Source organism: Pseudarthrobacter sp. NPDC058362, assembly GCF_042723515.1.
In the GTDB taxonomy this organism is placed as follows: Bacteria; Actinomycetota; Actinomycetes; order Actinomycetales; family Micrococcaceae; genus Arthrobacter.
On record NZ_JBHXIW010000010.1, the window covers coordinates 1 to 24,641 of the forward strand.

The 24,641-nt window shown below is 66.9% G+C and carries 23 protein-coding genes; 17 read left to right on the forward strand and 6 right to left on the reverse strand.

Annotated features, from left to right (window positions below; all coding sequences use genetic code 11):
* The first annotated feature begins 386 nt into the window (after positions 1–386).
* The 12 genes from ACFWIX_RS15280 to ACFWIX_RS15335 all read left to right on the forward strand — a co-directional run bounded on the left by ACFWIX_RS15280 (position 387) and on the right by ACFWIX_RS15335 (position 12,351).
* Positions 387–2,063: a hypothetical protein gene (locus tag ACFWIX_RS15280; protein ID WP_377216984.1), complete on the forward strand. Its 1,677-nt coding sequence runs from the start codon at positions 387–389 to the stop codon at positions 2,061–2,063.
* A 3-nt stretch (positions 2,064–2,066) separates the two neighbouring features.
* Positions 2,067–3,056, forward strand: a complete 990-nt coding sequence (locus tag ACFWIX_RS15285) for an HAD-IIA family hydrolase (RefSeq protein ID WP_377216985.1) — start codon at positions 2,067–2,069, stop codon at positions 3,054–3,056.
* Positions 3,057–3,065: 9 nt separating this feature from the next.
* The gene (locus tag ACFWIX_RS15290) at positions 3,066–3,347 is read left to right on the forward strand and encodes a hypothetical protein (protein WP_377216986.1); all 282 of its coding nucleotides are present in this window, start codon (positions 3,066–3,068) and stop codon (positions 3,345–3,347) included.
* Positions 3,347–4,162, forward strand: coding sequence for a TlyA family RNA methyltransferase (locus tag ACFWIX_RS15295; protein WP_377216987.1), 816 nt, complete (start codon positions 3,347–3,349; stop codon positions 4,160–4,162). The genes ACFWIX_RS15290 and ACFWIX_RS15295 overlap by 1 nt, the downstream gene beginning before the upstream one ends.
* 13 nt (positions 4,163–4,175) lie before the next feature.
* Positions 4,176–5,192, forward strand: a complete 1,017-nt coding sequence (locus tag ACFWIX_RS15300; protein WP_377216988.1) for an NAD kinase — start codon at positions 4,176–4,178, stop codon at positions 5,190–5,192.
* A gap of 4 nt (positions 5,193–5,196) precedes the next feature.
* Complete coding sequence (recN, locus tag ACFWIX_RS15305) at positions 5,197–6,936, forward strand: DNA repair protein RecN (protein WP_377216989.1); 1,740 nt, start codon at positions 5,197–5,199, stop codon at positions 6,934–6,936.
* 134 nt (positions 6,937–7,070) lie between these two features.
* The gene (locus ACFWIX_RS15310) at positions 7,071–8,831 is read left to right on the forward strand and encodes a CTP synthase (RefSeq protein ID WP_377216990.1); all 1,761 of its coding nucleotides are present in this window, start codon (positions 7,071–7,073) and stop codon (positions 8,829–8,831) included.
* A gap of 25 nt (positions 8,832–8,856) precedes the next feature.
* Positions 8,857–9,519 carry an NUDIX domain-containing protein gene (locus tag ACFWIX_RS15315; RefSeq protein ID WP_377216991.1) on the forward strand — a complete coding sequence of 221 codons (663 nt, stop codon included), beginning with the start codon at positions 8,857–8,859 and terminating at the stop codon, positions 9,517–9,519.
* Positions 9,519–10,508 (forward strand): site-specific tyrosine recombinase XerD, encoded by a 990-nt coding sequence (gene xerD, locus ACFWIX_RS15320; protein ID WP_377216992.1) that lies wholly within the window; start codon positions 9,519–9,521, stop codon positions 10,506–10,508. The genes ACFWIX_RS15315 and xerD overlap by 1 nt, the downstream gene beginning before the upstream one ends.
* A complete protein-coding gene (locus ACFWIX_RS15325) occupies positions 10,505–10,987 on the forward strand; it encodes an 8-oxo-dGTP diphosphatase (protein ID WP_377216993.1) in 483 nt (160 codons plus the stop codon). Before xerD ends, ACFWIX_RS15325 begins: the two co-directional genes overlap by 4 nt.
* Before the next feature lie 90 nt (positions 10,988–11,077).
* The gene (locus tag ACFWIX_RS15330; RefSeq protein WP_377216994.1) at positions 11,078–11,467 is read left to right on the forward strand and encodes an RNA polymerase sigma factor; all 390 of its coding nucleotides are present in this window, start codon (positions 11,078–11,080) and stop codon (positions 11,465–11,467) included.
* Between the two features lie 2 nt (positions 11,468–11,469).
* The gene (locus ACFWIX_RS15335; RefSeq protein ID WP_377216995.1) at positions 11,470–12,351 is read left to right on the forward strand and encodes a hypothetical protein; all 882 of its coding nucleotides are present in this window, start codon (positions 11,470–11,472) and stop codon (positions 12,349–12,351) included.
* 66 nt (positions 12,352–12,417) lie between these two features.
* On the opposite strand, the gene ACFWIX_RS15340 is transcribed toward ACFWIX_RS15335, so the two are convergent.
* The 6 genes from ACFWIX_RS15340 to ACFWIX_RS15365 all read right to left on the reverse strand — a co-directional run bounded on the left by ACFWIX_RS15340 (position 12,418) and on the right by ACFWIX_RS15365 (position 19,218).
* Positions 12,418–13,557, reverse strand: a complete 1,140-nt coding sequence (locus ACFWIX_RS15340) for a bifunctional 2-methylcitrate synthase/citrate synthase (protein ID WP_377216996.1) — start codon at positions 13,555–13,557, stop codon at positions 12,418–12,420.
* Positions 13,558–13,620: 63 nt separating this feature from the next.
* Positions 13,621–14,523, reverse strand: a complete 903-nt coding sequence (gene prpB / locus ACFWIX_RS15345; protein WP_377216997.1) for a methylisocitrate lyase — start codon at positions 14,521–14,523, stop codon at positions 13,621–13,623.
* A complete protein-coding gene (locus ACFWIX_RS15350; RefSeq protein ID WP_377216998.1) occupies positions 14,524–16,044 on the reverse strand; it encodes an MmgE/PrpD family protein in 1,521 nt (506 codons plus the stop codon).
* Between the two features lie 10 nt (positions 16,045–16,054).
* Positions 16,055–16,693: a GntR family transcriptional regulator gene (locus tag ACFWIX_RS15355; protein ID WP_377216999.1), complete on the reverse strand. Its 639-nt coding sequence runs from the start codon at positions 16,691–16,693 to the stop codon at positions 16,055–16,057.
* Between the two features lie 186 nt (positions 16,694–16,879).
* Positions 16,880–17,596 carry a response regulator gene (locus ACFWIX_RS15360; protein ID WP_377217000.1) on the reverse strand — a complete coding sequence of 239 codons (717 nt, stop codon included), beginning with the start codon at positions 17,594–17,596 and terminating at the stop codon, positions 16,880–16,882.
* Positions 17,593–19,218 (reverse strand): ATP-binding protein, encoded by a 1,626-nt coding sequence (locus tag ACFWIX_RS15365; RefSeq protein ID WP_377217001.1) that lies wholly within the window; start codon positions 19,216–19,218, stop codon positions 17,593–17,595. The genes ACFWIX_RS15360 and ACFWIX_RS15365 overlap by 4 nt, the downstream gene beginning before the upstream one ends.
* 152 nt (positions 19,219–19,370) lie before the next feature.
* Here ACFWIX_RS15365 and ACFWIX_RS15370 point away from each other — a divergent pair, with 152 nt between their 5' ends.
* The 5 genes from ACFWIX_RS15370 (at position 19,371) to ACFWIX_RS15390 (ending at position 24,640) form a co-directional block, all read left to right on the forward strand.
* Positions 19,371–20,717 (forward strand): cation:dicarboxylate symporter family transporter, encoded by a 1,347-nt coding sequence (locus ACFWIX_RS15370; RefSeq protein ID WP_377217002.1) that lies wholly within the window; start codon positions 19,371–19,373, stop codon positions 20,715–20,717.
* Positions 20,718–20,957: 240 nt separating this feature from the next.
* On the forward strand, positions 20,958–21,857 hold the full coding sequence (locus ACFWIX_RS15375; protein ID WP_377217003.1) for a ParA family protein: 900 nt from the start codon (positions 20,958–20,960) through the stop codon (positions 21,855–21,857).
* A 7-nt stretch (positions 21,858–21,864) separates the two neighbouring features.
* On the forward strand, positions 21,865–22,689 hold the full coding sequence (locus ACFWIX_RS15380) for a segregation and condensation protein A (protein WP_377217004.1): 825 nt from the start codon (positions 21,865–21,867) through the stop codon (positions 22,687–22,689).
* Positions 22,686–23,345: an SMC-Scp complex subunit ScpB gene (locus ACFWIX_RS15385; RefSeq protein WP_377217005.1), complete on the forward strand. Its 660-nt coding sequence runs from the start codon at positions 22,686–22,688 to the stop codon at positions 23,343–23,345. Before ACFWIX_RS15380 ends, ACFWIX_RS15385 begins: the two co-directional genes overlap by 4 nt.
* Positions 23,346–23,455: 110 nt before the next feature.
* Positions 23,456–24,640: a pseudouridine synthase gene (locus ACFWIX_RS15390; protein WP_377217006.1), complete on the forward strand. Its 1,185-nt coding sequence runs from the start codon at positions 23,456–23,458 to the stop codon at positions 24,638–24,640.
* Position 24,641: the final 1 nt, after the last annotated feature.

Here is a 24,641-nt window from a genome sequence, read left to right on the forward strand (position 1 = left end):
GCACCCGGGAGGGTGTGGGAGAGTAGGTCACCGCCGGACACACACCTGGTCGAGGCCCCAACCACACGGTTGGGGCCTCCCACATTTAAACCCACACCCTCTCTCACATCCCGCAACGAATCAAATAAGCCTCCCGCACATTCCGCGCCCAGCCGGGCAACCCTCCCGCACATCTGTTGCCCTTCAGGGCAGTCCCAGCCATGTGAAGATGGCCACGATGCGGTCCCTGGCGTTCGGTTCGTAAGCCGCCGAGGGCGTGCTCCCCTAGAATTGATGGAGATGTACGGACTTCGAAGCGCTTGATTTCGGGTTGCGTAGGAAAACGAAACACGGATACGAGCGGCTGCAGTTGCGCCAGTAGTCGGCTCTCAACAGGAGGAATCCACATGGCTGAGCACAACGGCGGCAACCGCAGGAATGACCGCGGGCCCTTCCGCGACAACAACAACTCCGGCGGAGAGCCGCGTGGTTTCCGCGCACGCAACACCCGCGACGGATCCGACTCCGCGGGCCGGCCCGAGCGTGGCGGCAAGCCCTTCGGTGACCGTGACCGTAAGCCGTTCGGTGACCGGCCCCGTCGGGATGAGGGTGAGCGTCGTAGCTTTGGCGGCGGCGGCGGCGGCGGTGATCGTGACCGTAAGCCGTTTGGTGACCGTCCGCGCCGCGATGAAGGGGAGCGTCGTAGCTTCGGTGCGGGTGACCGTAAGCCGTTTGGTGACCGGCCCCGTCGGGATGAGGGTGAGCGTCGTAGCTTTGGCGGCGGCGGCGGTGACCGTGACCGTAAGCCGTTCGGTGACCGTCCGCGCCGCGAAGACGGCGACCGCCGGACCTTCGGTGCAGGGGAGAACCGGAAGCCTTTCGGCGACCGGCAGGACCGCGGACCCCGCAACTTCGACCGTTCCGCCGATCGTTCAGCTGACAGGGGCCCGGACCGTGGTTTCAGCCGCGGCCCCGCACGCGACGGTGACGGCCGGGACAACCGCTACTCCCGAGACAACACCCGTGACTCGGGCCCCCGCGGTTACGGCCGCCAGGAGGACCGCCCCGCACGGGTCCCCAACGTGCGTGACCTCCGCAGCGCCAACCGGCCGGACCGCGAGCGTTCGCCGGAAATCGATGAGGACGTCACCGGCAAGGAACTGGACCGCGCCACGCAGCACCAGATCAAGACACTCGAGGCGAAGAGTGCCGAATGGGTTGCCCGCCACCTGGTGATGGCCGGCCGCCTGATCGATGAAGAGCCTGAACTGGCCTTCCAGCACGCACTGGCCGCAAGCCGCCGTGGCGGCAGGCTCGCAGCCGTCCGCGAAGCCGTGGGCCTCACTGCCTACGCTGCCGGGCACTACGGTGAGGCGTTGCGGGAGTTCCGCACCTACCGGCGGATCAGCGGCTCCAACGTCCACGTCCCGGTGATGGCGGACTGCGAACGCGGCCTGGGCCGGCCCGACCGTGCGCTGGACGTGGCACGCTCGGAGGAAGCCCAGGACCTGGACGCGCCCGGCAAGGTCGAGCTCGCCATCGTGGCAGCCGGTGCCCGCACCGACCTGGGACAGCTGGACGCAGCGGTCGCCGAGCTGGAAATACCGCAGCTCGACATCAACCGGGCCTTCTCCTACAGCCCCCGCCTCTTCCGTGCCTACGGTGACGCCCTCGCCGCTGTGGGCCGCGAAACTGAGGCCGACAAGTGGAAGAAGCAGGCCGTCGTCGCCGAAAACGCGCTGGGCCAAGGCATCGACGAGGAACCCGACATCATCGACCTCGGTTGGGACGAGGAAGAGGAAGCACGGGAGGAAGCGGAACGTCGCCGGCTGCTGGCAGGTGCCAACAAGACGGCGGACACCCAGGCTGCGGCCCCCGCTGACGCAGAAGCAACGGACGACGCCGGCACTTCGGTAATTGCCGAAGCTTCCAGTGCCGCTTCACCGGCCGACGTCCAGGACGACAACATCGACGACGCCGAAGCCGACTTCTTCGTCTCCGATGACGCGGAGTCGGACCAGGATTCGGCGGAAGAGGACGAAGACCAGGACGACGCCTCCAACGCTGACCGCAACGAGGACTGAAAGATGGCGGACGTCCCCCTGATTGCCCGCTTCGACGCCCTGCTCGCGGACCTGGACGGCGTCGTTTACGCCGGCCCGCACGCCATCGCGGGTGCTGTGGAGTCCCTGCAGCAACTGTCAGGACTGGGCATCGGCCTGGGCTACGTGACCAACAACGCCTCGCGCTCTCCGGCGCAGGTGGCGGCACATCTGCGTGAGTTGGGCGCCCCGGCGGAGGACCAGCAGGTGGTCAGTTCCTCCCAGGCTGCTGCGGAGCTGCTGGCATCGCTGCTGGCGCCCGGCGCCCGCGTCCTCATCACCGGCAGCGCAGCGCTGGCGCGCGAAATAGAACTGGTGGGACTTTTGCCGGTCCACAGCCAGGATGAACAGCCGGTGGCCGTCGTCCAGGGCTTCAACCCTGAGCTCGGTTGGAAGGACCTGGCCGAGGCAGCCTATGTGGTCTCCGCCGGTGCCCTCTGGGTTGCCACCAACACGGACATGTCCATCCCGCAGGCCCGCGGGATTGCCCCCGGCAACGGAACACTGGTGGCTGCGGTCGCCGCCGCGACGGGGCAGCAGCCCAGGGTTGCCGGTAAGCCGGAAGCCCCGCTGTTCCACGCTGCCGCTAAACGCCTCGGGGCAGAACGCCCGCTGGTGGTGGGGGACAGGCTGGACACGGACATCCTGGGCGGTAACAATGCGGGCTTTGCCACCGTAGCGGTCCTGACCGGCGTCGACACCCGTGAGAGTATCCTCGCGGCCCGGGCGGCTGAACGCCCGGCGTACATCATCGAAAACCTGCCTGACCTGTACCGGCCGTACCCCGAGGTGACGCATGAGGACGGCACCTATTCCTGCGGTGATGCAACGGCCAGGGTCGCCAACGGCGCCGTCGGCATCATCGGCCGGCAGGATGACCTGAATGCCTGGCGCGCTGCCTGCGCTGCCTGGTGGGCAGCGACGCCGGACGCCACTGCGCCACACGCGCCCAAGCTGGCGTGGCTTGATCATTAGACTGGTTGGATGACTGAGCTGACCGAACCTGAAGATTCCGCAGCAGCCCAGCCGTCCCGGGAGTGGCCCGCAGCGGAGCGCGCCGGGCTTTCGGCCGGAGCAGGAGTGACAGACCAGGTGGTGGCCGAAGCCATCAAGCGACTGGAGGCAGTGCCGCATCTGCCGGTGGCGGACCAGGAAGCAGCGTATAACGAGCTTCACGACGACCTTCTGGCAGCCCTCAACGCGGACCCTGCCGACCCAGCCGATTCAACCGGCCCGGCCGGCACCGTCGCGGACGGCGGCGCCTGATGCCGCTCCGGCTCGACCAGGCACTGGTGGCCCGGGGCCTGGCCCGGTCACGGACCCACGCTGCAGCGCTGATCGCCGAAGGCAGGGTCAGCTCGGCCGGACAGATCCTGGCCAAGGCCTCCCTGCAGGTTGATGAGGCCAGGGACCTTTCCGTTCAGCACGACGATCAGGACACGTACGCCAGCCGCGCAGGACATAAACTGGCCGGCGCCCTTGACGCCTTCCCCGGGGTCTCTGCCGAAGGCAAGCGCTGCCTCGACGCCGGCGCGTCCACCGGAGGTTTCACCGACGTCCTCCTGAGGCGGGGCGCCGCGCACGTGGTGGCGGTCGACGTCGGACACGGCCAGTTGGTGGCCCGGCTGCGGGAAGATCCCCGCGTGGAAGTCCACGAGGGCCTGAACGTCCGCTACATGACGTCCGGGGACATCGGGGGCCCGGCGGAACTTACCGTGGCCGACCTCTCCTTCATTTCGCTGACGCTCGTGGTCCAGCCACTGGCCGACTGCACCCTGCCCGGCGGTGACCTGGTCCTGATGGTCAAGCCCCAGTTCGAAATCGGCAAGGACCGGCTGGGCCGTACGGGCGTAGTGACGTCGGAGCGGGAGCGCCGGCTGGCCGTTGAAAAGGTGGCCGGGGCGGCGTTCGATGCCGGACTGGACCTGTGCGGACTGGCGGCCAGTCCGCTTCCCGGCCAGGACGGAAACGTTGAATACTTCCTGTGGATAAGACGCAGGATGAGCCGGGACCTGCCTAAGATCGAAGAGCGGGAGGCAGCTGTGTCTGCTCTGCTTGGACGAATCTGGCCGAACCACTAGAGAGCGGAACCGAATGAGCAGGCGTGTACTGGTCCTTGCCCACACCGGCCGCGAGGAATCGCTGAAGGCTGCCTGGGAGGCGTGTGCCCTCCTGCATGCCTCCGGAATCGTGCCCGTGATGCAGGAGTCGGAGCTCCAGGACATGGAGCGGTTTTTTGGACACCTCGCGCAGCCGGTGGAGATCCTGCATGACCACGTCCGGCTTCCCGACGTGGAGCTGGTCATGGTGCTCGGAGGTGACGGCACCATCCTGCGCGCAGCGGAACTGGTCCGCGAGGTGGACGTCCCGCTCCTGGGCGTGAACCTTGGCCACGTGGGGTTCCTGGCCGAAAGCGAGCGGGCTGACCTTGCCCAGACGGTCGAATGGATTGCCAGCCGCGAGTACACGGTGGAAGAACGAATGACCATCGACGTCCAGGTGTGGGTGCGCGGCCAAAAGATCTGGCACACCTGGGCGCTGAACGAGGCAGCCATCGAGAAGGCCAACCGGGAACGGATGATCGAGGTGGTCACCGAGGTGGACGAGCGTCCGCTGACCTCCTTCGGCTCGGACGGCATCGTACTGGCCACGCCGACCGGTTCCACGGCCTACGCCTTCTCCGCCGGCGGCCCGGTGGTGTGGCCCGAGGTCGAGGCCCTGGTGATCGTCCCGATAAGCGCGCATGCCCTTTTCGCCAAGCCCCTGGTGGTCTCACCACGGTCAAAGCTGGCCGTGGAAGTCCTGGGCCGCACCGATGCGCAGGGCGTGCTCTGGTGCGACGGGCGCCGGTCGGTGGACCTGCCGCCGGGCTCCCGGGTGGAAGTCACCAAATCCGCCACACCCGTACGGCTGGCACGCACGCACCAGACGCCCTTCTCGGCCCGGCTGGTGCGCAAATTCGAACTCCCCATCCACGGCTGGCGCGGGCCAGTGCCTAAGGCCGAGGCCATTACCACCGGCCCCATCCCTGTGGTCCGGACCCCGCGCCCCATGCCCCCGCTGCAGGCCACCCACCCGGACGCAGACACCGACCCGTCAACCGCGAAGTGAACCAATGCTTGAAGAACTGAGAATCCGCGACCTGGGCGTCATCACCGACGCAACCCTTCCGCTGGGACCCGGGCTCAGCGTGGTAACCGGCGAAACGGGTGCCGGCAAGACCATGGTGGTTACCGCCGTCGGACTCCTGCTCGGGGCCCGTGCAGACGCCGGCGCCGTGCGCAGCGGAGCCAAGAGCGCCAGTGCCGAGGCGGTCGTAAAGCTCGAGGCGGGCCACCCCGCCGTCGTACGCGCCCTGGAGGCGGGAGCCGAGGCGGAGGAGTACGACGGCGCCGCGGAGCTGATCCTCGCCCGTCGCCTCGGTGCCGACGGACGCAGCCGGGCTTTCCTGGGCGGCCGCGCCGCGCCGGTGGGCGCCCTGGCGGAGGTGGGCGAATCGCTGGTGGTGGTTCACGGCCAGTCGGACCAGATCCGCCTCAAGGGGGCGGTGGCCCAGCGGGGTGCCCTGGACAAGTTCGCCGGGGACGCGCTGGCCGGGCACCTGGCTGCCTACCAGGAGCTGTACGCCTCCTGGAAGGCAAACCAGGCGGAACTGGACACGTTGCGCAGCGAAGCCCGGGACCGCCTTCGTGAGGCAGAGTCCCTTCAGGCGGCCTTGGCCGAAATCGACGAGGTTGATCCGCAGCCCGGCGAGGACGAACTCCTGAAGGCCGAAGCCGTGAAGCTGGCCAACGTGGAGGAGCTCCGGATCGCGGCGAGCACCGCCCATCAGGCCCTCATCGCCGAGGATTTCGGCGAGGCGGAGGACGCCACCACCCTCATCGACGCTGCCAAGCGCACCCTGGAGCACGTAGCGGAGCACGACGCCGAACTCGGTGCCGCTGCCGCGCGCCTCGCCGAGGTGGGCTTCCTGCTCAACGACATCGCCACCGAGCTGGCCAGCTACCAGGCCGGGCTTGACACCGAAGGCCCGGAGCGGCTGGCCGAGATCGAGGACCGGCGTGCCGCGCTGGCCAAGCTGGTCCGGAAATACGCGCCGAGCATTGATGAAGTGCTGGAATGGGCGGAGACCAGCCGTGCCCGGTTCGACGAACTGCAGGATGATTCCAGCCGGATCGAGGCCCTGGATGCGGAAGTGGTCCGGGCGGAAGCCGAGCTGAAAAAGCAGGCGGCGGCCATCAGCAAAATCCGGACGAAAGCCGCGAAGGACCTCTCCTCCCGGGTCAGCGCCGAGCTGACCGCCTTGGCCATGGCGGATGCCACGCTCGTGATCAACCTCGAACCGACGGGCCAGCTGGGCCCGCATGGCGCGGACGACATCGGATTCCTGCTGCAGCCGCATGCCGGGGCCCCCGCCAGGCCGCTGGGCAAGGGGGCGTCCGGCGGTGAACTTTCCCGCGTGATGCTGGCCATCGAAGTGGTGCTGGCAGCCGTGGACCCTGTGCCCACTTTTGTCTTCGATGAGGTCGATGCGGGCGTAGGCGGCCGGGCCGCCGTCGAAATCGGCCGGAGACTGGCCATGCTGGCGCGCCACGTGCAGGTGCTGGTGGTCACCCACCTTCCCCAGGTGGCGGCGTTCGCGGACCAGCACATCACCGTCACCAAGACATCTGTCCGGGGGGCCGACGGCGGCACCTCCAGCGGGTTCACCTCCAGTGATGTGCGCCTCCTCGACGGGCCCGAACGGGTCCGGGAACTGGCCCGCATGCTCGCCGGCCAGGAGGACTCGGAGTCGGCGCGGGCACACGCGCAGGAACTGCTGGACGACGCAAAACTCCTGCCACAGCGCGCCTGACCGGCCCGAACGTGGGTCCGCCGGTATCCGGATCGGCGAGCCCGCTGGGCGGGCGGCCCTTGCCCAACGCACGCCGGGCCTGCAGACTTGGACGTTTGGGGGAACAGTGTCCCCGTCCGTGGAAGGCTCATTTGATGATAGGCTCGAATTCCGTGGTGCAGCGATCAAATTCCCGTGTAAATTCCCGGTTCCCGGGCTCGTCCAAGACGACCAAGCACATCTTCGTAACCGGTGGTGTGGCGTCCTCGCTCGGTAAGGGGCTGACGGCTTCGAGCCTCGGCCACCTCCTGCGGGCGCGTGGCCTGTCTGTAACTATGCAGAAGCTCGATCCCTACCTCAACGTGGATCCCGGCACGATGAACCCCTTCCAGCACGGCGAAGTCTTCGTCACCGACGATGGCGCCGAGACTGACCTGGACATCGGACACTACGAACGCTTCCTGGACGAGAACCTCGAAGGCTCGGCCAACGTGACCACCGGCCAGGTGTACTCCACCGTGATCGCCAAGGAACGCCGCGGCGAGTACCTCGGGGACACTGTCCAGGTCATTCCGCACATTACCGATGAGATCAAGCGCCGCATGCGCCTGCCCGCCGAGGGCAAGAACGCCCCGGACGTCATCATCACCGAAATCGGCGGCACCGTGGGCGACATCGAGTCCCAGCCGTTTCTTGAGTCCGCCCGCCAGGTGCGCCAGGACATCGGCCGGACCAACGTGTTCTTCCTCCACGTTTCACTGGTGCCCTACATCGGACCGTCCCAGGAGCTGAAGACCAAGCCCACGCAGCACTCCGTGGCCGCGCTGCGCTCCATCGGCATCCAGCCCGAGGCCATCGTCATCCGTTCGGACCGTGAGGTACCCGACGCCATGCGCGAAAAGATCGGCCGCATGTGCGATGTAGACATCGACGCCGTGGTCAACGCCGCGGACGCGCCCAGCATCTACGACATCCCCAAGACCCTGCACACCCAGGGCCTGGATTCTTACATCGTGCGGGCCCTGGACCTCCCGTTCAAGGACGTGGACTGGACCAGCTGGGACCGGCTGCTGGAAGCAGTGCACAACCCCAAGCACCACGTGGAAATCGCGCTGGTGGGCAAGTACATCGACCTGCCCGATGCCTACCTTTCGGTCACCGAAGCGCTGCGCGCCGGTGGTTTTGCCAACGAGGCCAAGGTCAAGATCCGCTGGGTGCCCTCCGACGAATGCGAGACCCGCGAAGGCGCCATCAAGGCCCTGGACGGCGTGGACGCCATCTGCGTGCCCGGCGGCTTCGGCATCCGCGGCCTCGAAGGCAAGCTGGGCGCCCTCAAATTCGCCCGCGAAACCAAGCTTCCGGTCCTGGGCCTGTGCCTTGGCCTGCAGTGCATGGTCATCGAATACGCCCGCAACGTGGTTGGCCTGGAAGGTGCTTCCTCCAGCGAATTCGAGCCGGACTCCAAGTACCCCGTAATCGCCACGATGGAAGAGCAGCTGGAATTCGTCGAAGGCGGCGGAGACCTGGGCGGCACCATGCGCCTGGGCCTTTACGAAGCCAAACTGGATGAAGGCTCCGTCATCGCCGAAACCTACGGCAAGACCACGGTGAGCGAACGCCACCGCCACCGCTATGAGGTCAACAACAAGTACCGCGACCAGATCGCAGCCCAGGGCCTGGTCTTCTCCGGCACGTCGCCGGACGGCAAGCTCGTGGAGTTCGTTGAGTTGCCCGCCGACGTCCACCCGTACTACGTGGCCACCCAGGCCCACCCCGAACTGAGCTCCCGGCCCACCCGGCCGCACCCGCTCTTCGCCGGCCTGGTCAAGGCCGCCCTGGACCACCAGAACGGCACCGCCACGGCGGCCGCCGGCGCGTCCGGAGCCAAGGCATCGGGTAGCGTAGCGGCTAAGTAACGCACAACAGAAGAAGGACGGCGCGATGCCCGGTACACCTGAAACCAATCCTGCTGCAGGCCACGTTTCGGATGCACCGAGCACGCGCCGTCTTTTGTCTACCGAGAAGGTTTACGACGGCCGGATCTGGGATGTCGTCAGCGACACCTTCCAGCTGCAGGACTCCGGCCACGCCTTGACCCGCGACTACATCGACCACCCTGGCGCTGTGGCTGTCCTGCCCATGAACCAGTCCGGGGAGATCCTGCTGCTGAAGCAGTACCGGCACCCGGTAGGAATGGACCTGTGGGAGATCCCGGCAGGCTTGCTGGACGTCGAGGGCGAGGATTTCGTAACCGGCGCGGCCCGGGAACTCGCCGAGGAAGCGGACCTCGCCGCAGGCACCTGGAACGTCCTGGTCGACTTCTTCAACTCGCCGGGCTCGTCCAGTGAGGCCATCCGGATCTACCTGGCCCGCGACCTGACGGAGATTCCGCACCACGAGCGCCACGATCGCACGGATGAAGAAGCGGAGATCGAATTCCACTGGATCAGCCTGGACGATGCCCTCGCCGGCGTCCTGGCGGGCCGCCTGCACAACCCGAGTGCCGTCGTCGGAATTCTTGCGGCCGCCGCGGCCCGTGCCGACGGCTACGCCGGGCTCCGCCCCGCGGACGCCCCCTGGCCCGAACACCCCAGCCAGCGCTGATGGCCCCCTCGGCTGAAGCCGCAGAAGTCCGCGCCGCGGCACCACCCAACGCCATCGAGCGGGCCATCACCGATTACCTTCAGCACATGGGCGTCGAACGCGGCCTCGCCGCGAACACGCTGGCGGCCTACCGCCGCGACCTGGCCCGCTACGCCCGCTACCTCGCCGCTGCAGGCTGCTCCCGACCCGCGGACATCACCCGCCGGCATGTCACCGGCTACGTCCAGGCCCTTTCCGACGGGTCCGACGGCGGCTCCGTCCTGGGCGTGCGGTCCGCGGCCAGGACGGTGGTCGCGGTCCGCGGCCTGCATAAATTTTGGGCGCTCGAAGGACACACCCCGGCGGACCCCGCCAGTGAAGTGCACCCGCCCATGGCCGGCAAACGGCTGCCCAAGGCGATCAGCGTCAACGAGGTCACCCGGATCCTGGAGGCGGCCGGAACCGACACGGCCACAGGCCTAAGGGACCGCGCGCTGCTTGAATTCCTATACTCCACCGGTGCCCGGATCAGCGAGGCGGTGGGCCTGGACGTGGACGACATTTCCCTGCCGGAGAAGGATTCATCGGATGCTGGCCCCGCCATTGTGCGCCTGTTCGGCAAGGGCTCCAAGGAGCGGCTGGTCCCGCTGGGTTCCTACGGGGCCCGGGCCCTTGACGCGTACCTGGTCCGGGGCCGGCCGCTGCTCGCCGCCAAGGGCAAAGGCACTCCCGCGCTCTTCCTGAATGCCCGCGGCGGCCGGATCAGCCGGCAGAGCGCGTGGACCATCCTGAAGGCGGCCGCGGAGAAGGCCAACATCACCCGGGACGTTTCGCCGCACACCCTGCGGCACTCATTCGCCACTCATCTCCTGGAAGGCGGCGCCGATGTCCGCGTGGTCCAGGAACTGCTGGGCCACGCATCCGTCACCACCACCCAGGTGTACACGCTGGTTACCGCGGATACGCTCCGTGAGGTCTACGCGGCTGCGCACCCGCGGGCCCTCGGATGAGCGCCGCCGTCACCCTCTGCTTCCTGGTCCGGGACGGGCGCGCTGGCCGGGAAGTCCTGCTCGGTCTGAAGAAGACGGGTTTTGGGCGGGGCAAGATCGTTGGCCTGGGAGGGCATGTGGAGCCCGGCGAGACGGACGCGGAGGCCGCCTGCCGAGAGGTCTACGAGGAGTCGGGGGTGCTGGTCCGGCAGGAAGACCTCCGCGACGCCGGACTGGTGGTCTTCGATTTTCCGGCCCGGCCTGAGTGGAATATGAGCACTCGGCTGTTCGTCGCTGCGCAGTGGTCCGGTGAACCGGTCGAAACCGCCGAAATCCTCCCCGAGTGGTTCGGAACAGCCGCACTGCCCGTCGAGCGTATGTGGCAGGATGCGGCCCACTGGCTCCCGCTGGCCCTGGACGGAACCGTCCTCCGGCTGACCGTGGTCATGGACGACGACAACGAAAGCGTGCGGGAAGTCCTGGACTACACGTCCCGCTGAAAACGACCGCCCCAGGAACTGTAACCGTCCGGGCCTTGCCGGAAACTATACGGTTACATGCAGGTGGGCCACACGAAGTCAGGGGGGACCGTGCTTTCCGAGCGCGAGTGGGACGGCGCGGGACCCACCGAAGTTTCCTGGCTCCTGACCGTTACCCGCAACCTTATCGGTAACGCGTACCGGGCACGTGACCGGCACCGGGCGCTGCATGAAAGGCTCAGCCTCACGCCTGTCACCTCCCCGGCAGGGGAGGGCGACAGCGACATCACAGTCGTGGAAGATGCCATGGCGGCGCTGCGTGAAAAGGATCGCGACATCCTGCAGTTGGCCTACTGGGATGAGCTCACCATCTCGGAGATCGCCCAGGTCCTGAAATGCACGCAACCGACTGCAAAAGTGAGGCTGCATCGGGCAAGGGAAGCATTCCGCAAACTCGTCCCGACTCTTTGCGGCCACTTCGACCAGAAAGTCGGTGCCTAGCCATGGACCCCATCAGGAACCTCGTCGCCGGAGCCGACCCGCTGGGGCATGGCCCCGCCACCCCGGATCCCGAACATGCCCTCAGCGCAATGCTTTCGCGTCCCGATATTTTCGCCGACCGGCTGTCCGCGGACATTCCCACCCTCGCGGAGCGGAGAAGGGCCCGCGCCCGCGTGCTCGCCGCCGTGACCCTGGCTGCCGCCGCCGTGGCGGCTGGCATCCTGGTCGCCACCAGCCTTGAACCCATTGCCGCCCCCGCACCAGCCAGCGAGCCCGTGGCAACCCAGTCTGCTTCCGCCATTGCCAGTACCAGTGCCGCGCCGACACCCACGCCGGCCGGCTGGGAACGGTACTCGAACCAGTCCGCCGGCGTCGCCTTCGACCTGCCCCCCGGCTGGGCGGTCATCGAGCACAGCGTGGACGGCGCTGCGCCGTCCGTCCGTCTCGACGTACAGAACGAACAGGGGGCGAAAGTTGCCTCGATGATTCACGCGCAGCCGGGCGGTCTCGGCGGTGCCTGCGGGCCGGAAGCGGTTCCCCTGCTCACCCTTGATTCGGCGCCGGTAACCGTTCCCTACCGTGCCGCCGAGGGCGCGGCAGCGCCGGAGTTCAGCTATCGGGTACTGAACGGAACGGGAAGCGGCCTTGGGGTGAACGGCTCCGTAGGCCTCTCCCAGCCGGACCAGCAGGCTTCGGCGGCATGCATGTACTACAACACAGTGTCCTCGCCGGTTGGGACGCTGTCCTTCGCCTCGCAGTTCCAAGTGAATCTGGGGGGCGAGGGTATGGTGTTCGCCTCGGTTGCCGAAGCGAAGGCCTACGTGGCGACCGGTGAATACGCCCGGCTCAAGCGCATGATGGTATCCCTCGATCTGGACCTGTAGACAAGTGCGGCGGACCGGCCACCCAAGGTGGCCGGTCCGCCGTCGAAGGCTAACCCGAAGCCGGTGCTACGGCACGTGGCGTTCTTCCGCTCCGTTGTATTCGCTCAACGGGCGGATGAGCGAGTTGGACTCCAGCTGCTCCATGATGTGGGCCGTCCAGCCCGTGATCCGGCTGGCCACGAACAACGGCGTGAATGTGGGGGTGTCGAATCCCATCAGGTGGTACGTGGGTCCGGCCGGGTAGTCGAGGTTGGGCTTGATGGCCTTGGCCTCGTCCATGGCCTGCTCCAGACCGTTGTATAGCCCCAGCAGTTCCGGGCGGCCGTAGTGGGCGATCATCTTGTCCAGCGCGGCCTTCATGGTGGGAACCCGCGAGTCGCCGTGCTTGTAGACGCGGTGCCCGAAGCCCATGACCTTCTTCTTCTGCGCGAGGGCGTCCTCCATCCACGCCTTGGCCCGGGCGGCCGCTTCCTCCAAGGATTCCTCCTGGCGGATGCCGATCTCGTCGAAAGTGTGCATCACGGCCTCGTTGGCGCCGCCGTGCAGCGGACCCTTGAGCGCTCCGATGGCACCGGTCACGGCCGAGTGCAGATCGGACAACGTCGAGGTGATAACCCGGGCGGTAAATGTGGAGGCGTTGAAGGAGTGCTCGGCATAGAGGATCATCGAGACGTTGAACGCCTCCACCACCTCGGGCACCTGCTCCTCGCCGAAGGCCATCCACAGGAAGTTCGCCGAGTAGCCCAGGTCCTCCCGGGGCTCCACGGCTTCCTGCCCGTGCCGGCGGCGCTGGTCGTACGCCACCACGGCGGGCATGGCGGCAAAGAGGTCCACAGCCTTGGCCATGTTTGCCTCGCGTGAGGAGTCCTCTGCCAGAGGGTGCCGGGCGCCCATCACGGACGCGGCCGTACGGCACACATCCATGGGGTGGGACGTGGTGGGCAGCGCATCGATGACCTGCTTGACCACAGGATCCAGGGCGCGGCCGGCGCGCTCCCGGGCGGTGAATTCTGCGAGCTGCTCGGCGGTGGGCAGTTCGCCGTTCCACAGCAGGTACGCAACCTCCTCGAAGCTGCAGCGGGCTGCCAGCTCCTGTACCGGGTAACCCCGGTAGAGGAGGGAATTGGTCTCGGGATTAACCTTCGACACGGAGGTGTAATCCACCACGACGCCGGCGAGGCCCTTCTTGATGTCCTGTTCAGCCATGCTGAAACTCCTTTGTTCCTGTCGCCTGGTGGCCCGGACGGTGCCGGGCCGGGGTTTGCGGGTTCAGTTACCGGGTACCTGGAAGTTGAAGATCCCGGTATCGAAGCGGTTGTAGGCCTCGTAGTCCACGAGGTCATACAGCCGCGCACGCGTGAGCATGTTCCCGACCTGCGCCTGCTGGGTGCCGTCAGCCCTGATCGCTTCCAGCGTACGCTCCGCGGCGCCCATGGCACTACGGAGAAGCGTCACCGGGTAGATGACCATGTTCACGCCCACACCCTGGAGCTGGTCCACGGTAAAGAGTTCGCTCTTTCCGAACTCGGTCATGTTGGCCAGGATCGGCACGTCCACGGCGTCCCGGATGGCCCGGAATTCGTCCAGGGTGGCCATGGCTTCGGGGAAGATCGCGTCCGCCCCGGCATCCACCAGGGCCCGGGCCCGGTCCTGTGCGGCCGCGAGGCCGTCCACGGCGCGGATGTCGGTGCGGGCCATGATCAGGAAGTTCGGGTCGCGGCGGGCGTCTGCCGCGGCCCGGATCCGCTTGGTGGCTGTGTCCAGGTCCACCACGTTCTTCCCGTCGAGGTGGCCGCAGCGCTTCGGGTTGAACTGGTCCTCGATGTGCAGCCCGGCCAGGCCGGCGTTCTCGATTTCCTGCACGGTCCGGGCCACGTTCATCGGTTCACCAAAACCGGTGTCTGCGTCCACGATCGAGGGCAGGTCAGTCATCCGGGCAATCTGTCCGGCACGGGTGGCTACCTCGGTGAGGGTGGTCAGGCCGATGTCCGGCAGGCCCAGGTCGTTGGCCAGCACAGCGCCGGAAATGTAGACGCCCTCAAAGCCCTTTTCCTCGATCAGGCGGGCCGAGAGCGGATTGAACGCCCCGGGGAAACGTGCGGTGGTGCCGGCGGCGAGGAGTTCGCGGAACCGGACGCGCTTCTGCTCCGGCGTCACTTTGGAGTACAGCATCTAGAACAGGCCCTTCGGTGCCGCGTCCAGGTCGATGACGCCGGAGGCGGCAGCGATGTTCAGCTGGTCCAGTTCACCGGCGGCCAGCTCCGGGAGGCGTTCGACGGCGGCGAGGAACCTTTCGATTTCGGCTTCCTCCACGAGTCCGGCGGCGAGGGTGCGGAACTTGTTGACGTACTGTTCCCGTGCGAAAGGCCTGGCCCCGAGCGGGTGGGCATCGGCGACGGCGATCTGGTCCGTGATGACGGTACCGTCGGTGAGGGTGATCTCCACGGATCCGCCGAAGGCCTTCTCGCTGATATCCAGCGAGTGGTAGCGGCGGGTCCATTCCGGGTCTTCCTCGGTAGTGACCTTGTGCCACAGCTCCACGGTGTCCGGGCGGGCAGCGCGCTCGGGGGCGTAGGAGTCAACGTGGTGCCACGAGCCGTCCTGCAGTGCCACGGTGAAGATGTACGGGATGGAGTGGTCCAGGGTCTCCCGCGACGCAGTGGGGGAGTACTTCTGCGGATCGTTTGCGCCGGAGCCGATCACGTAGTGGGTGTGGTGGCTGGTCTTGATCAGCACCGATGCCACGTTGGCCGCGTCCGTGGCCTCGGGGTGCTCACGGTTGAGCTTGCGGGCCAGGTCGATCCAGGCCTGGGCCTGGTACTCCGCGGAGTGCTCCTTGGTGTAGGTGTCCAGGATGGCGCGCTTGGCTTCGCCGGGGGTGGGCAGCGGCACCATGTAGGACGCACCCGGGCCGTCCAGCATCCAGGCGATAACACCGTCCTCGCCTTCGTAGATGGGCACGGGGGACGTCTGTCCGCGCATGGAACGGTCGGCGGCCTCGACGGCCATCTTGCCGGCGAAGGCCGGGGCATGCGCCTTCCACGTGGAGATTTCACCCTTCCGCGACTGGCGGGTGGCGGTGGTGGTGTGGAGAGCCTGACCAACGGACTGGAAGATGGTCTCCACGTCCAGGCCCAGCAGGGTGCCGATGCCCGCGGCCGCGGACGGGCCCAGGTGGGCCACGTGGTCGATCTTGTGCTTGTGCAGGCAGATGGCCTTGACCAGGTTCACCTGGATTTCGTAGCCGGTGGCGATGCCGCGGACCAGGTCCGCGCCGCTGGCACCCGTGTGCTGGGCCACGGCAAGGATCGGCGGAATGTTGTCGCCCGGGTGGGAGTAGTCCGCGGCCAGGAAGGTGTCGTGGTAGTCCAGTTCACGCACGGCCACGCCGTTGGCCCAGGCCGCCCATTCGGGGGATACCCGCTCGTCGATGCCGAACACCTTGGCGCCCTTGCCGCCGGTGCTGGGGCCGTGCGTCAGTGCCTGGGCGCGGGCGGCGATGATGGGGGCGCGGTTCAGCGAGGCGATGGCAACTGAGGCGTTGTCGATGATGCGGTTGATGACCATGTCGGTGACCTCGTCGGTGACTGCCACCGGGTCCGTGGCCACCTGGGCGATCTTGTAGGCGAGCTGCTCCTCCCGGGGCAAGTTTTCCTCGCTCTTGTACACGCGGACGTGGTGTTCCTTGACCATGGTGCTCCTTCTAGGGGGTATGGGTGGCTTTGACGTGGGAGAGGCTGCGGTGCAGGTGGACGGTGGTCGCCGCCTGGGCCAGCCGCGGGTTGCCTGCCGCTATGGCTTCGGCGATCGCGGCGTGCTCCGCAGCGGCGGCGGTGAGCCGCTCCGCGTCGTCGGCGGCCAGCCGGCGGACCCGGACCAGATGGACCCGGAGGCTCCGCATGGCCTGCGCCAAATACGAGTTGGAGATTGCGGTGTCGATGGCAGCATCCAGCCGGGCCACCAGCGCGTAATAGGCCTGCCTGCCGGATTCGCTGCCGTCGATCAGCTGCGGGGCAACGGCCAGCTCCTGCCTGAGTTTTTCGAAGGTGGCGGGATCGCCGCGTTCGGCAGCCAGTGCGGCAGCCTTTCCTTCGAGCGTTTCGCGGAGTTCGAACAGTTCCCCGATGTCCTCCAGCGAAATTCCGGTGACGACGACGCCACGGCCGCCTGCCGCCGTCGTCAATCCTTCCGCGGTGAGGCGGCTGAGCGCCTCCCGGAGGGGCGTGCGGGAGACGCCGAGGCGTTCGGACTGTTCCACTTCCGCCAGGACGGTTCCCGGGCCGAGGCGCCATTCGATGATGTCATCGCGCAGTGCCGCGTATGCCCTGTCGCTGGCGCGCATCCCGGTCTCCTTCCCTCTCTGCACAACCCGCTCAGTGTATACATACTCCCGCGGATATTGCATTAGTTTGGATAAATGTCCGGTGTTACCGGCCCCCTTGTATACAAAAGCCTAGCCGCGTTGTGCCCTCCACCACCGATGACGCCGGAGTGATCCTCGACCTGGTCCAGATCCTGCGGCCGTGAGTCACTTCCCGTTCCAGCGGTATTCGTTCTCTGGCCGCCCCGGCGTGCCGTACCGCGCTGTACGCAGGGCAGTTCCGGCGTCGGCCAGGTACTCCAGGTAGCGCCGGGCTGTCACGCGGGACATGCCCAGGGCGTCCATGACCTCCGTTGCCGATACGGCGGCGTCCCGGTGTTTCCGGAGAAACTCCTGGACCGATCCCAGGGTGGCTGCCGAGAGGCCTTTCGGCAGCGGAAGTTCAGAGGGCGCCCGCAGGCTCGCGAAGGCCTGGTCCACCTCGCTTTGGGAGGCGCCGGCCCTGCCGGAACCGGACTGGCGGTCCGAAAGCTGCCGGCGGAAGCTGCGGTAGCTCTCCAGCTTGTCCGCAAACGTGGCGAACGTGAAAGGCTTGATCAGGTACTGGACCACGCCGATGGCCACCGCACTCCGGACAATCGCCAACTCCCGGACCGCGGTGATGGCAATGATGTCCGCGAGGATGCCGGAGGCCCGCATCCTGCGGGCAATGTCCAGTCCGTGCAGGTCCGGCAGGTTCATGTCCAGCAGCACCAGGTCGACAGGGGCTCCTGAACCGGCAAGCTCGCCCAGCAGCCGCAGCGCGGACTGGCCGTCGGCCGCGGTCCCTGCCAACTCAAAGCCCGGAATTCGCTGGATGTAGGCGGCGTGGGCAGCCGCGGCCACGGCTTCATCCTCAACGACGAGGACACGGATGGTGCTCACGGTTGTTCCTTCCCAAGGGGTGTGGCGGCGGGCAGGAAGACTTCGAATTTGGCGCCGCGGCGGCCATTGACCGTCAGCGTGCCGCCCAGGCGCCCGACTGACTGGCGGACCAGGGCGAGCCCGATGCCACGGGTACCGGTCTTGGTGCTGTAGCCGTGCCGGAACATGTTCTCTGCGGCGGCCGGATCGATGGCGGGGCCCGAATCATGGACGGTGATGTCAAGGCCCTCCTCGTCAGACTCTACTGTCAGCATGACATGCCGAGGCGGTGCGCCTTCGGCGGCCGCGTCGATGGCGTTGTCCAGCAGGTTCCCCAACACCGTCACCAGGTCCTGGACTGCGATGCCGGCGGCGCCTCCGGTGCCCAGCGCAGCCACGTCGAGCTGCACGCCGCGTTCATGCGCTTCGGCGGCCTTGCCCATCACCAGTGCCGCCAGGACGGGTTCGTCCACGGAACGCACCATGTCATCGGTCAGCTGCTGGCTCAGTTCCAGGTCCTTCGTCGCAAAGTCCAGCGCCTCCGCAGTCCGTCCCAGCTCCAGCAGCGAGACCACCGTGTGCAGGCGGTTGGCGTGTTCGTGGGTCTGGGCGCGGAGCGCATCAGAGAGCGTGCGCATCGTCTCCAGCTCGTTGCCGAGCGCCTCCACCTCAGTACGGTCCCGCAGGGTGGCCACAGTTCCGTACACGGGCGCGCGGCCACGAAAACCCGGGGAGGAGGGCGCCCTGGCCGGGGCCTGGCTGACCACCAGGATGCGGGGACCGGCCAGCATCATTTCGTCCCTCGCGGTGCGGCCTGACTCGAAGAGGGCACGGAGGTCTTCGTCCAGCGGAAGGTCCGCCAGCGCGGGGGCGTTTCGGGGATCGTTGCTGCCGCTGCGGGGATCAAGACCCAGCAGCTGCGCGGCCTGATCGTTGTACATCACCACGCGGCCCCTCGTATCGATCAGCACCAGCCCTTCGCGGACTGAATGGAGCACGGACTCGTAGTAGGCGAACAGCTGGGCCAACTGCTCCGGGCCCCAGCCGCGCGTAACTCCGCGGAGGTACCGGCCCAGCAGCCACGACGCCAGCGAACCGCCCACCAGCAGGGCTCCTCCGATCGCAGCCAGCGCTGGCAGCCGGCCGGCGAAGGCCACGTCCACGGTCCGGACGGTGACGCCGGCGGACACCAGAGCTTTCACGCTCCCTTCCGCGTCCTTCACCGGAACGATGGTCCGGACCGAGGGGCCGAGTGTTCCGGCGGTGACCTCGGTGAACACCTCACCGCGGAGCGCTGCATCGATGGAACCGATATAGGGCTGGCCGATTTCCTGAGTCCTGGGGTGCGTCCAGCGGGTGCGGTCCGGGGCCATGATCGTAATGAAGTCCGCAGGGGCGGAGGCCATGACCTCCTCGGCGTAGGGCTGCAGGACGGCCGAGGGATCCGCGGAGGCGGCGGCCTCCAGGACCACCGGCGCAGCCGCCACGGCCGCGGCAATGCCTGTCATGCGCGCCCCGGCCTCTTCATAGGCGCGGTCCCTGGCGTCCACGTAGGCGGCTGAACCCACGATCGCGATAAATGCCACCACGATCAGCAGGTTCGCCACGAACAGCCGCCGGGCAATGCTCCAGTGGTGGATCATCCCGCCTCCTTTAAGATGCCCGCTGCGACCAATATGAACGCAACGGTGAGCTGGATCACGGGATGGCCAATGATGGGTGTCACATCCCAAGGACGTCGAGCCCGGAAACTGCGCCGAAGCGTCTACCAAATTATCCATAAGGAGAGACACCCATGGCTTCTCAACGAGGAGAGTCCCCCGCTGCCGTGACGACGCGGCGCAAGGGCATCGACAAGTCGCATTACCTGTACATCGCCGTCATCGCCGCCGTTATCCTCGGCGCCCTGGTGGGCCTGATGTTCCCGGAGGTCGGCAAGTCCCTCAAGCCGCTCGGGGACGGGTTCATCAAGCTCATCAAGATGATGATCGCCCCGGTCATCTTCTGCACCATCGTCCTGGGCATCGGATCGATCGCGAAGGCTGCCACGGTCGGCAAGGTAGGCGGCATGGCGCTGGGCTACTTCGTCGCGATGTCGACGTTCGCGCTCGCCATCGGCCTGGTGGTGGGCAACCTGATCCACCCCGGTGAGGGCTTGAAGCTCGCCCCCTACGATCCCAGCAAGAAGGCAGAGGTCGACAGCACCGTCGCCTTCCTCCTTGGCATCATCCCGGGCGACATCCCCGTACTGCCCACCCTCTTTGCCGCCATCCTCGTAGGGTTCGCCCTCCAGAAGATGGGCCCGCAGGGCGCTCCCATCCTCAAGGCGATCGGCCACGGCCAGGTCCTGGTCTTCCGCATCCTGATCATGATCATGTGGCTTGCCCCCGTGGGTGCCTTCGGTGCCATCGCCGCCGTCGTGGGAGCTACCGGTTTCCAGGCCATTGTCAGCATGTTCACTCTGATGGCAGCCTTCTACATCACCTGCGCACTGTTCATCGTGGTCATCCTCGGAGGCCTGCTCAAGGTGGTTACCGGCGTCAACATCTTCAAGCTGATGAAGTACCTGGGCCGGGAGTACCTGCTGATCTTCTCCACGTCCTCCTCCGAAGCTGCCCTGCCCCGCCTCATCGCCAAGATGGAACACCTCGGTGTCTCCAAGCCGGTTGTGGGCGTCACGGTGCCCACGGGCTACTCTTTCAACCTTGACGGCACGGCCATCTACCTGACCATGGCCTCCCTGTTTGTTGCCAACGCCATGGGAACCCCGCTGGACCTCGGCGCGCAGATCTCCCTGCTGGTCTTCATGATCATCGCCTCCAAGGGTGCAGCCGGCGTCACCGGTGCCGGCCTTGCCACGCTCGCCGCTGGCCTCCAGGCCCACAAGCCCGAGCTGCTGGGCGGCGTGGGCATGATCGTAGGCATCGACCGGTTCATGTCCGAGGCCCGCGCCCTGACCAACTTCACCGGCAACGCCGTCGCCACCGTCCTGATCGGCACGTGGGTCAAGGAGATCGACGGCGGTCAGGTCAACCAGGTGCTCTCCGGCGAGCTGCCCTTCGACGAGCAGACCATGATTGCCGGCCACGGCGGTCCGGTCGTCGAGGAAACCGAAGCCCGGCGTGTTCCCGCAACCGTCTAGGCACCACGCCGGACATCAGTCCGGATAAACGCAGCAGCCCCCGCAGCCTTGGCCGCGGGGGCTGCTGCATGTCGGGAACGAACCAACCTTCGACCTCAGCTAGAGGGTCAAGGCTCAACAGGGACCGAATGTCAAGTTCCCTCGAATGCCGTGTCGGTCGCTGTAACCTTGGGAAGAAGAAGGAACGGCGCTGGCAATCAGCGGCAGGAAATCACCGTCATCGAAAGTGTGGATAGATACGTGAGCAGCGAACAGGGTTCAGCAACTCTGGAGGGCACGGAATTTGACCTGGACAACGCGGTGATGGGCCCCACCGGGCGCCCATACCGCGAGTTCCCGGAACCCGCGCCGCTGTCCTCCCACGGTCCGGCCCGGGTCATCGCCATGGTCAACCAGAAGGGCGGCGTCGGCAAGACCACCTCGACGATCAACCTCGCCGCTGCGTTGGCGGAATACGGCCGCCGCGTCCTCTTGGTCGATTTCGATCCGCAGGGTGCGCTGTCCGCAGGCCTCGGCGTGAATCCCCACGAACTGGACCTCACTGTCTACAACGTCCTGATGGACCGCAAGGTGGACATCCGCCAGGCCATCCACCAGACCGGCGTCGAGAACGTCCACCTGCTGCCGGCCAACATCGATCTTTCCGCGGCCGAAGTCCAGTTGGTCAACGAAGTTGCCCGGGAACAGGTCCTGGACCGGGCACTCAAGAAAGTTGAGGACGACTATGACGTCGTGCTCATCGACTGCCAGCCGTCCCTTGGCCTGCTGACCGTCAACGCCCTGACCGCCGCACATGGCGTCATCATTCCCCTGATCTGTGAGTTCTTCGCCCTGCGTGCAGTCGCCCTGCTCGTGGAAACCATCGACAAAGTCCAGGACCGGCTGAACCCCGGCCTGCAGGTGGATGGCGTACTGGCCACCATGTACGACGCCCGCACCCTGCACAGCCGTGAGGTGATCACCCGGCTCGTGGAGGCATTCGGCGACAAGGTGTTCGAAACCGTCATCAAGCGCTCCATCAAGTTCGCGGACGCCACCGTGGCTGCGGAGCCCATCACCAGCTATGCCGGCAACCATGTGGGCGCGGACGCCTACCGCCGCCTGGCCAAGGAACTGATTTCGCGCGGCGGCGCGCCCTAGCAATCCCGTGGCAGAGGCCAAAGCAGATACCAAGCCGGGTTTTGAGGTACGACTGGCCAACTTCACCGGCCCGTTCGACCTCCTCCTGGGCCTGATCGCCAAGCACCAGCTGGACATCACCGAGGTGGCCATCGCCACCGTTACCGACGAGTTCATCAAGTACATCCGTAAGCTCCAGGAGCTCGGGGAGGAATGGGCGCTGGATGAAGCCAGCGAATTCCTGGTCATCGCCGCCACGCTGCTGGACCTGAAGGCCGCGCGGCTGCTGCCGTCCGGCGAAGCGGTTGATGACGAGGACATCGCACTGCTTGAGGCCCGCGACCTCCTGTTCGCCAGGCTGCTGCAGTACAAAGCCTTCAAGCAGGTGGCCGCCATCCTGGATGACACCCTCCACCGGGAGGCGCGCCGCTTTCCCCGGCAGGTGGCACTCGAGGAACACTTTGCCGCCATGCTGCCGGAGCTTGTCTGGAAGCACACGCCGGAACAGTTCGCCCGGCTGGCCGAAAGCGCACTCCGGCCTAAACCCGCTGCGCCCACCGAAGTGGGCATCGCCCACCTTCACGGCAGCGCAGTCAGCGTGCGCGAGCAGGCCGCGCTGCTGGGCCTGCGCCTGCAGCGTGAATCGCCGCAGCCGTTCCGTTCCCTGATAGCGGACGCCGAATCCACGCTGGTGGTGGTGGCCCGCTTCCTGGCACTGCTGGAGCTGTTCCGCGATACCGCGGTGTCCTTCGACCAGCTGTCCCCGCTGGCGGACCTCACCGTGCACTGGGCGGCGGGGGACCGGGACTGGACGGCGGAAAACGTCAGCGAAGAGTACGAGGAGCAGCCATGAGCGGCACGGACCAGCGCGAACACCAGGAACACCAGGACCTGGCCGGCCTGCCGGGCGGAGCCAGGGCTGCATTGGAAGCCGTCCTCATGGTGGTGGACCAGCCGGCCACGGAGGAGGAGCTGGCCGCGGGACTGGGCCTGACCGTGGACACTGTCCGCGGCCTGCTGGCAGAACTGGAGCGCGAGTATAACGGGTATACTGTTAACGCCCCGGACATGGAGAACGCCAGCACCGCTGGTTTCGGCTCCAGCCCCCGGGGTTTTGAATTGCGGAATATCGCTGGCGGCTGGCGGATCTACTCCCGGACGGAGTTCGCCGACATCGTGGGTAAGTACGTGTTGGAGGGGCAGACTGCCAGGCTAACGCAGGCTGCCTTGGAAACACTCGCGGTCATTGCGTACCGCCAGCCCGTATCGCGGGCCAGGGTGTCTGCAATTCGCGGAGTCAACGTGGACTCTGTCGTCAGGACACTTGCCCAGCGCGGGCTGATCGAGGACGCAGGGACAGATCCGGAGTCCGGTGCCATCCTCTACCGCACCACCTCCTATTTCCTCGAACGGATGGGGATCGGTTCTGTGGCGGAACTGCCGCAGCTCTCCCCCCATCTCCCGGGGCTGGACGGGATCGCCGAGTTCTATGACGACGAACGCATGTAGGCGGGGAGACCCCGGCTGCGAAAGATTTTTATCAGGGCAGATTATTTCTGCAGTGCTGGCTAGGGTTGTCTGTGGACATCTTTGCTGGCCAAAACATTGAAGGACGGGTCATGACACAGGCGGGACGCCAGGGTTCACCACGTAACGGTTCGGGGCGCAACAACTCCGAACGCTCACCACAGCGCAGCGGTTCCAAGGGCGGCAGCTTCGGCGGCGCCAACCGGGGTTCAGGGTTCGGCAGCGGCCGGCCGCAACGGGCCCAGAAGCCACGCGAAGAACGCTTCGTGGACCCGGACCTCGCCGGGGACCAGCAGGACCGTGGGGCCGGCGCCCGTGCTGCCAAGCCGGCGTCGCGCAAGCCTGCCACCCGTAAGCCGGGCTCGAAAAAGGCCCCCGGCACGCCCGGCGCCCCAAAGGCCAAGCCTCGCACCGGAGCCCCCGGCGCCGCTGCCTCCAAGGCGTTCGGCAGCGAGCGTTTCGGCCAGAACCTGGGCCCCGTCCGCCGGCCTTCGCGCAGGAAGGGCCCCCGCGGCGACGTTCCCCAGTCCGAACTGCATGACGCCGACGGCGTGCGCCTGCAGAAGGTCATGGCCTCCGCCGGCGTTGCTTCCCGTCGCGTCTGCGAGGAGATGATCGCTGAGGGCCGCGTTGAGGTCGATGGCCAGGTTGTCACCGAGCTCGGCGTGCGCATCGATCCCAAGACGGCGGTCATCCACGTTGACGGCCTGCGCATCCAGCTCGACGAGAACCTGGTGTACATGGTCTTCAACAAGCCGAAGGGCGTGGTGTCCACCATGGAGGACCCGGACGGCCGCCCGTGCATCAGCGACTTCCTGAAGAACAACAAGAACAAGGGCGAGCGGCTCTTCCACGTGGGGCGCCTTGACGTCGCCACCGAAGGTCTCCTGCTCCTGACGAACGACGGCGAACTCGCCAACCGCCTGACGCATCCTTCGTATGAGGTGCCCAAGACGTACCTGGTCCAGGTCCGCGGACCCTTCCCGCACGGCGTCGGCGCACAGCTGAAGGCCGGCGTCGAGCTTGAAGACGGCGTGGCCGCCGTCGACTCATTCCGGCTGGTGGACTCCACTCCCGGGCACGTGCTCATCGAGGTGGTGCTGCATTCCGGAAAGAACCGCATCGTCCGGCGCATGTTCGACGCCGTCGGCTTCCCCGTCCAGCGCCTGGTCCGCGTCAAGGTGGGGCCCATTGGGCTGGGCGACCAGCGCCAAGGCAGCATCCGCAACCTGGGCAAGCAGGAAGTCGGCCACCTGCTGGCAGCAGTAGGTCTCTGAG

Bases quoted from the DNA above. Each gene is read 5' to 3' on its own strand.
- ACFWIX_RS15280 (WP_377216984.1), top strand. From the start codon at position 387: ATGGCTGAGCACAACGGCGGCAACCGCAGGAATGACCGCGGGCCCTTC.
- ACFWIX_RS15285 (WP_377216985.1), top strand. From the start codon at position 2,067: ATGGCGGACGTCCCCCTGATTGCCCGCTTCGACGCCCTGCTCGCGGAC.
- ACFWIX_RS15290 (WP_377216986.1), top strand. From the start codon at position 3,066: ATGACTGAGCTGACCGAACCTGAAGATTCCGCAGCAGCCCAGCCGTCC.
- ACFWIX_RS15295 (WP_377216987.1), top strand. From the start codon at position 3,347: ATGCCGCTCCGGCTCGACCAGGCACTGGTGGCCCGGGGCCTGGCCCGG.
- ACFWIX_RS15300 (WP_377216988.1), top strand. From the start codon at position 4,176: ATGAGCAGGCGTGTACTGGTCCTTGCCCACACCGGCCGCGAGGAATCG.
- recN (WP_377216989.1), top strand. From the start codon at position 5,197: ATGCTTGAAGAACTGAGAATCCGCGACCTGGGCGTCATCACCGACGCA.
- ACFWIX_RS15310 (WP_377216990.1), top strand. From the start codon at position 7,071: ATGATAGGCTCGAATTCCGTGGTGCAGCGATCAAATTCCCGTGTAAAT.
- ACFWIX_RS15315 (WP_377216991.1), top strand. From the start codon at position 8,857: ATGCCCGGTACACCTGAAACCAATCCTGCTGCAGGCCACGTTTCGGAT.
- xerD (WP_377216992.1), top strand. From the start codon at position 9,519: ATGGCCCCCTCGGCTGAAGCCGCAGAAGTCCGCGCCGCGGCACCACCC.
- ACFWIX_RS15325 (WP_377216993.1), top strand. From the start codon at position 10,505: ATGAGCGCCGCCGTCACCCTCTGCTTCCTGGTCCGGGACGGGCGCGCT.
- ACFWIX_RS15335 (WP_377216995.1), top strand. From the start codon at position 11,470: ATGGACCCCATCAGGAACCTCGTCGCCGGAGCCGACCCGCTGGGGCAT.
- ACFWIX_RS15340 (WP_377216996.1), bottom strand. From the start codon at position 13,557: ATGGCTGAACAGGACATCAAGAAGGGCCTCGCCGGCGTCGTGGTGGAT.
- prpB (WP_377216997.1), bottom strand. From the start codon at position 14,523: ATGCTGTACTCCAAAGTGACGCCGGAGCAGAAGCGCGTCCGGTTCCGC.
- ACFWIX_RS15350 (WP_377216998.1), bottom strand. From the start codon at position 16,044: ATGGTCAAGGAACACCACGTCCGCGTGTACAAGAGCGAGGAAAACTTG.
- ACFWIX_RS15355 (WP_377216999.1), bottom strand. From the start codon at position 16,693: ATGCGCGCCAGCGACAGGGCATACGCGGCACTGCGCGATGACATCATC.
- ACFWIX_RS15365 (WP_377217001.1), bottom strand. From the start codon at position 19,218: ATGATCCACCACTGGAGCATTGCCCGGCGGCTGTTCGTGGCGAACCTG.
- ACFWIX_RS15370 (WP_377217002.1), top strand. From the start codon at position 19,371: ATGGCTTCTCAACGAGGAGAGTCCCCCGCTGCCGTGACGACGCGGCGC.
- ACFWIX_RS15385 (WP_377217005.1), top strand. From the start codon at position 22,686: ATGAGCGGCACGGACCAGCGCGAACACCAGGAACACCAGGACCTGGCC.
- ACFWIX_RS15390 (WP_377217006.1), top strand. From the start codon at position 23,456: ATGACACAGGCGGGACGCCAGGGTTCACCACGTAACGGTTCGGGGCGC.